The sequence below is a fragment of the bacterium genome (assembly GCA_040756715.1).
Lineage (GTDB): Bacteria > UBA9089 > UBA9088 > UBA9088 > UBA9088 > JBFLYE01.
This window is the reverse complement of record JBFLYE010000052.1, coordinates 1-5,656: the sequence shown is the minus strand read 5'-3', so window position 1 is coordinate 5,656 and position 5,656 is coordinate 1. Positions and strand designations below refer to the sequence as shown.

Here is a 5,656-nt window from a genome sequence, read left to right as displayed (position 1 = left end):
TTCCATCTATCTCCCAGATATAGGTTGTAATTGTCCCATCTAGGTCATAAGAGCTTGAGCCATCTAAGCTTATTGGCATTCCTTCATAGCCAGTTAATCTTCCTGTGATTACAGGAATAGGTGGTTTGTTTTCTACCCCTCCACAAGACCAGGAAATTGCTTTTACCCCTTCGGCTATTTTTTTAAGCCCTTGGGTTTGTAGGTCTATGGTATAAAGGTCGTTATTGAAGATAAAGGCAAGGGATTTTCCATCAGGTGAGAACTTGGGTTTTGTTCCTTCCGTTATCTTTGTTTTATTGGAACCATCTAGTTTCATTGTGTAGATGGTATTGTTTGAATTATAGGCAATGGTTTCTCCATCAGGGGAAAAGGTTGGTTCTATATCATCAATATCATTGCTGGTTAGTTGCCTAATGTTTGTTCCATCTTTGTTCATTAGGAATATCTCATAGTCAGAACCTAGCCTTGAGAAAACAATTCTTGTTCCATCTGGTGAAAAGGATGGATAGTCTCCTTTTGCTACTTGTTTTTGGTCTGAGCCATCTTGGTTCATTGTCCAGATATAATTATCCCTTGAAAATACAATCCTTCCATCGGGAGAGAAGCTTGGGTGGTCATCATTGTTTGTGTTGTTGGTTAGCTGGGTGGTTATTTTTGAGGAAAGGTCTAAGATGAATATCTCTTGGTTTGAAGAGTAGACGAGAAGCTTTCCATCAAAGGAAGTCTCCAGGTTTGATATTTCTCCTTCAAAAATCTTTCTTTGAATTGAACCATCTGCATTTTGAAAGTAAATTCCATCATCCTTTGCAATAGCAAATAACCCCCCTTGTTCTCCAATATAGGCTAGTTTAAGCTCAATTGTTGTTGTCTTATTTTCTTCTATTATAATATCTTCTTGGTAAAATCCTGTCTTGTATCCCTTCTTCAATGCCTTTAGCCTATAGATTCCTAGGGGGATGTTTTCTATTATAAAATAGCCATTGTTGTCTGTCATAGCAGTTCTTACAACTATTTCATCCTTAAGGAGATTAACAATTCCTCCTTCTATATTAGAGCCTTTAAGATAGCCACTTATGTTTCCCAGCTTTAATTCCTCCTTTTTCCTCAATACTACTTCCTTTTCAGAATAAGGATTATTGGTAAGCCTTTCTATATTCGTCCCCTCAGGGTTCATCACATAAAGCCTATCCTTTCCATCTTTATTTGAAATAAAGGCTATCCTTCCATCCTCTAAGAATCTTCCTGCATAAGCATCTGATTGGGCTCCAGTAATAAGACCGGTTATTCCTGTTCCATCTTGGTTCATCATATAAAGGTCATAGTCATAAATCCCTCCTCCTAAATAGTCTCTTGCACTAAAAAGTAGTTCTTTATCATTTATATCTGTAATGAATTTGGGACGCCCATCTTTTGTCTCAGTTAGCTTTCTAAGATTAGAACCATCCTGGCTTATAGAGTATATCTCATAATAGAAGTGTGGCTTTCCATCTTCTATCTCCTTAATAATTGCCGTAAAGAATATTTCACCTGTGGGAGAAAACCTTATTGTTCTAAAATACGCTGGATAAATGTCTTTTGTTATATTTCCTTCAATAAGCTTTTTCTTATTTCCTCCCTCAATATCCATAATCCAGATTGATTCTTTGAGGAATTTATTTATATCACTTCCCTCATAATCCTGTTGATAATATATAACCCTTTTTCCATCAGGCGAGATGTCATGGAAAAATTCTATAGAAGATGGTGTATTGGTTAAGTTTGTCTTTGTTCCTCCCTTAAGGTCTAAAGACCAGATGTCTACTCCAGGATCTAGGTGTGGCACAGGTTTTGTTGAACTACAAAAGAACATTGTTTTCTCATCAGGGGTTACATTGCGATTTCCATCCCATTCCTCAGGGGAAAAAAGTTCTCCTGCCTCATCCTCAAAAAAGGGGCTGTTTGTCAGATTTGTTATGTTTGTTCCATCTAGCTTTATCTTAAATATATCAAAAAAATCTCCTAATGCTCTATGGAAGGAAATATCGTTCCCTTTAGGAAAGAAACCAATGTATATCTGTAATTCTGTATCATTTGTTATGTTTATTGATTCCTTTTTCTCGATATTCAAAAGGCATATATCCCCCTGATGATCTGGAACTAGGGAGATATAGGCAAGGTCGGGAATCATTATGTAGAATTGGTTGGTGGTATCTGGGTCTGGTTGTTCTGTATCTGGGTCTGAATCAAAGGTATTTCCTGCAAGGTCGGTTGCATCAGAGATTGAGAGGGTATGTGTTCCTTGGTATTCCTGATTTGTTGGAATAACAAACTCACCCCACCAGGCTGTGTTAGTATTTGACCAGCTTAAGAAGGAAATAGGATGGGAACTTGAGGTAAAGAATACATTAAGGGGTTTTTCTGTATCCAAAGGTTCATCAAAGGTTATCTTAAAGAAAAGGGATGTAAGGGTTCCAATAACCAATGGATTGCTGGTTATGTTTCCGCTAATATAGTCTTTTGAATACCTAGTCTTAAGATTGATGATATTCCCTTGGCTATTTTTTTCTCCTTGAAGGATTTCTACCTTGGTTATCTTGGGTGGGGAGGGGTCAAGGAGGAAAGAGTGATTTTGATCGGCACCACCTTTGTTGTTATCAGTACCATTCTCATCTTCGTAATACTTTCTTTCCCCACCGATGATTGCAACAACAGTTTTAGGATTGCCATCTAAGAGATTCTTGTCCTTGTCCTGGGTTTCAATTCTGATGGTATTCTCTCCATCGGATTCTTCTTTTGGGGGATTACAGCTTCCTTCCCAGGTTTGGTGATCTTTCCAATCTCCATTAAACTGATAGGCTGTATAAGGGGCATCCTTTCCAAAGGTAACCTTTATATCTGGCTTCTTATCAACCTCTATCCACATCTTCTCTGAGAATTCTATCCTAATCTTTATTTGAGATTCTCCATTGCAGGGCTTCTTTTCTGAAATCTCTTGCCAGGTTCTTGAAACAACCACTTCTACCCCATTAGGGCCAATTTTCTCCTTCTTCTCATCCCACCCTCCCCAATACCTGGTCCTCCCATCTTGAGTGATGGTCACCTTTTTGACAATAGGAGGGACAGTGTCTGGGACATCGATGGTGGATGGGAAGGGGTGGTTCCAGTGATTGCGGACCCAGGGGGCAGACATTAAATCCGCTGTGTCTGTTGTTGTAGAAGCTCCAAGCCCCCACCAACCTTCATTTACCTCATCTCCCTTATAAAACTCATTTGGAGATAAGCCTCCTTGTGAAACAGGGATAATCTTTTCAAAATCTGTGATGGATACATCAATGGAGTCAATGTTGTTTCTGCCTGGCACCCCAGGTATCCCGGTATTTCTACGCCAGTCAATCTTATTCAAATTGTTCCTTTTTCCATACATTGCATTCCCATCATTTCCTACATAGAATTTGGCTCTTTTATCTAATGTCTCCAAGAGACCAAACTTACCATTTTTAGTGAACTCAAGGTATTTTGCATCATCGGAATATCTTCCATATTTTTTGTCCTTAAAGCTCTCCTGATTATTCTCATCATGGCTATTTGAGGAGGCAAGAAGAGGGGTATAGCCATTCTCATCCTCAATTACTATTACATATACCCATTCCCAATCGTGCTCATGGGTTTGATTTGTATAATATGTATTTCTTGGAAGATAATGGTGATATTCAATTGTCCAGAATAAATCACCATCTTTGTCTTTATCTAAAAGCTTGAGATTATAGCTAGGAGATTTTCCTCCATAGATATATATGTTTGGTATCTGATTGCCTGTTCTCAGTCCAATTCCATCAACTTGGGCATAGTTTTTCCCGATTGTTCTCTACATCCATATCATCAAAATAATGGTAGATGGGAAATTCCCGATGATTTCCTTCTTCTCCTTGATTTGCCTCATAGTAGAATAATGGCAGGAAGTCTTGATAGCTGGGAGGCTCTTGGTAAGAGGCTTCTGTAATTTTCCCTAAGATAAACAATAAAGCTACTATCTTCTTCATTCGCTTTCCACCTCCTCGGTTAATCCAAATAGCTCTAATTTAAACTTAAACTTTTGGCCATTGCTTTCATAATAAATTAGCTTTAAGCCATATTCATCAGAGAATGGATTAAAGTCTTTCCATCTTTCATCTTGTTCCTCAAGATAGGGCTTAAGGATTTTATATAGCTCATTTCCATTGGTGATTTTGCCTTTTGGATAATATTCCTCTTTTGTATTATATTTATAATCATATAAAGCTGATTTAATTATCCAAGCACAATCATATAAAATCCCTTCTCCATAATGTTTTTCTATATAATATCTTTGTTCAGGAGAATAATAATATATGTCTCCACCCGCGAAACAAAAAAATGGCTTATCTTTATACTCTACAATCAAGGTTTTATATGCCCATAAGGTTAAATGAGGTTTTTCGTGTCTAGAAACTATCATTATAAGTTGCAAAGATGTTGGAGCATATTTACTTTCTGGATATCTTTTTACCACTTCAACATAGGCATCTATATATTTCTCGGGATATTCACCAGGGGAAAAATCAGAGCATCCCAAGCCGCACCAATTCAGCCCTATACTAAAATACACCCATTCTCCCAACTCACTCTTGGGATAATCTTTATAAAGCCTCTCTGCATACTTCATTGCCCTTTTATAATTCTCATCCAATACCTCTCCCTTTGGATAGCTTCTTGTTTGAATCAATAGATTTATAATCTCAAAAAGACAATCATCCGCTACCTCACTCTTTGGATATTTATTTGTCAAAGCTTCATATCTTTTGATCATTTCTTCCGCTTTAAGCCCCTCTTTATTTATCTTTATCTTCTCAAACTTGGCTATCTCTGTTTCAGGATATTTATCAATCAATATATTGGCGTATCTTGTAGTCTGAGATTGAATCTCTTTTCCCTGTTCTTTTGTGATAAAATCGCTCATTTTGAGGTTTTCTAATACCTTTATCGCCTCAAAGAGAGAAAGATCAGCTATTTTGCTTTTTGGGTAGGTCTCAGCAATCCTTGCATATTCCTTGGCTGTTTTAAAAGCCAGGTCATACTTCTTCTTGTAATGTTCTGTTTCTATGTATTTACTTCGGCTTGTAAAATCTATCTCGCCCTTTTTGTCTTTTCTTTCAAATACCCCTTGCTTATCCTTTTCCTCAAGCTCCTTGCTAATTGCCTCCATCCCTTCCTTGTAGTCCTTCTTCACCCTTTCAAAGCAAGCCCTTGCCTCTCTCTCAATGGCTGAGGGCTTCTTTTCTGCCCATCCCATCCCAGTAAGCAAGCCTAATGCAATTAGCCCTGCTATCCCTTTGCTAATAAGCATTTTTTTCTTTGTCTTCATCAAACATCACCTCCTTAATAATTATGCTGTATATACTCATCATAATTATATTCAAAAGTAAAACCTCATGTCAAACAAATTTTTTTGCCTGCTCATCCTTTGTGCCTCTGTGCCTTTCCTTCATGTTTCCCCTCGCCCTTTTCCCAATATACAAAAAGCCATTTTCTCACTTCACCGCCATTGATTTTATAGCAGAGAAATTGTCTGCCTTTATTTTGTAATAGTATAATCCAGAAGAGAGGTTTTTTCCACTATCATTCTTTAGGTCAAAGAAGATTGCCCTGTTTCTTTGGGTAT

The 5,656-nt window shown here is 37.6% G+C and carries 3 protein-coding genes; all 3 read right to left on the bottom strand.

Annotation, left to right across the window (positions count from 1 at the left end; all coding sequences use genetic code 11):
• Positions 1-3,457 (bottom strand): DUF5050 domain-containing protein (locus tag AB1397_02200; GenBank protein MEW6481803.1); only part of this gene is annotated, 3,457 nt, incomplete at its 3' end.
• 355 nt (positions 3,458-3,812) lie between these two features.
• Positions 3,813-4,019, bottom strand: a complete 207-nt coding sequence (locus AB1397_02195; protein ID MEW6481802.1) for a hypothetical protein — start codon at positions 4,017-4,019, stop codon at positions 3,813-3,815.
• Positions 4,016-5,359, bottom strand: coding sequence for a hypothetical protein (locus AB1397_02190; protein MEW6481801.1), 1,344 nt, complete (start codon positions 5,357-5,359; stop codon positions 4,016-4,018). The genes AB1397_02195 and AB1397_02190 overlap by 4 nt, the downstream gene beginning before the upstream one ends.
• Positions 5,360-5,656: the final 297 nt, after the last annotated feature.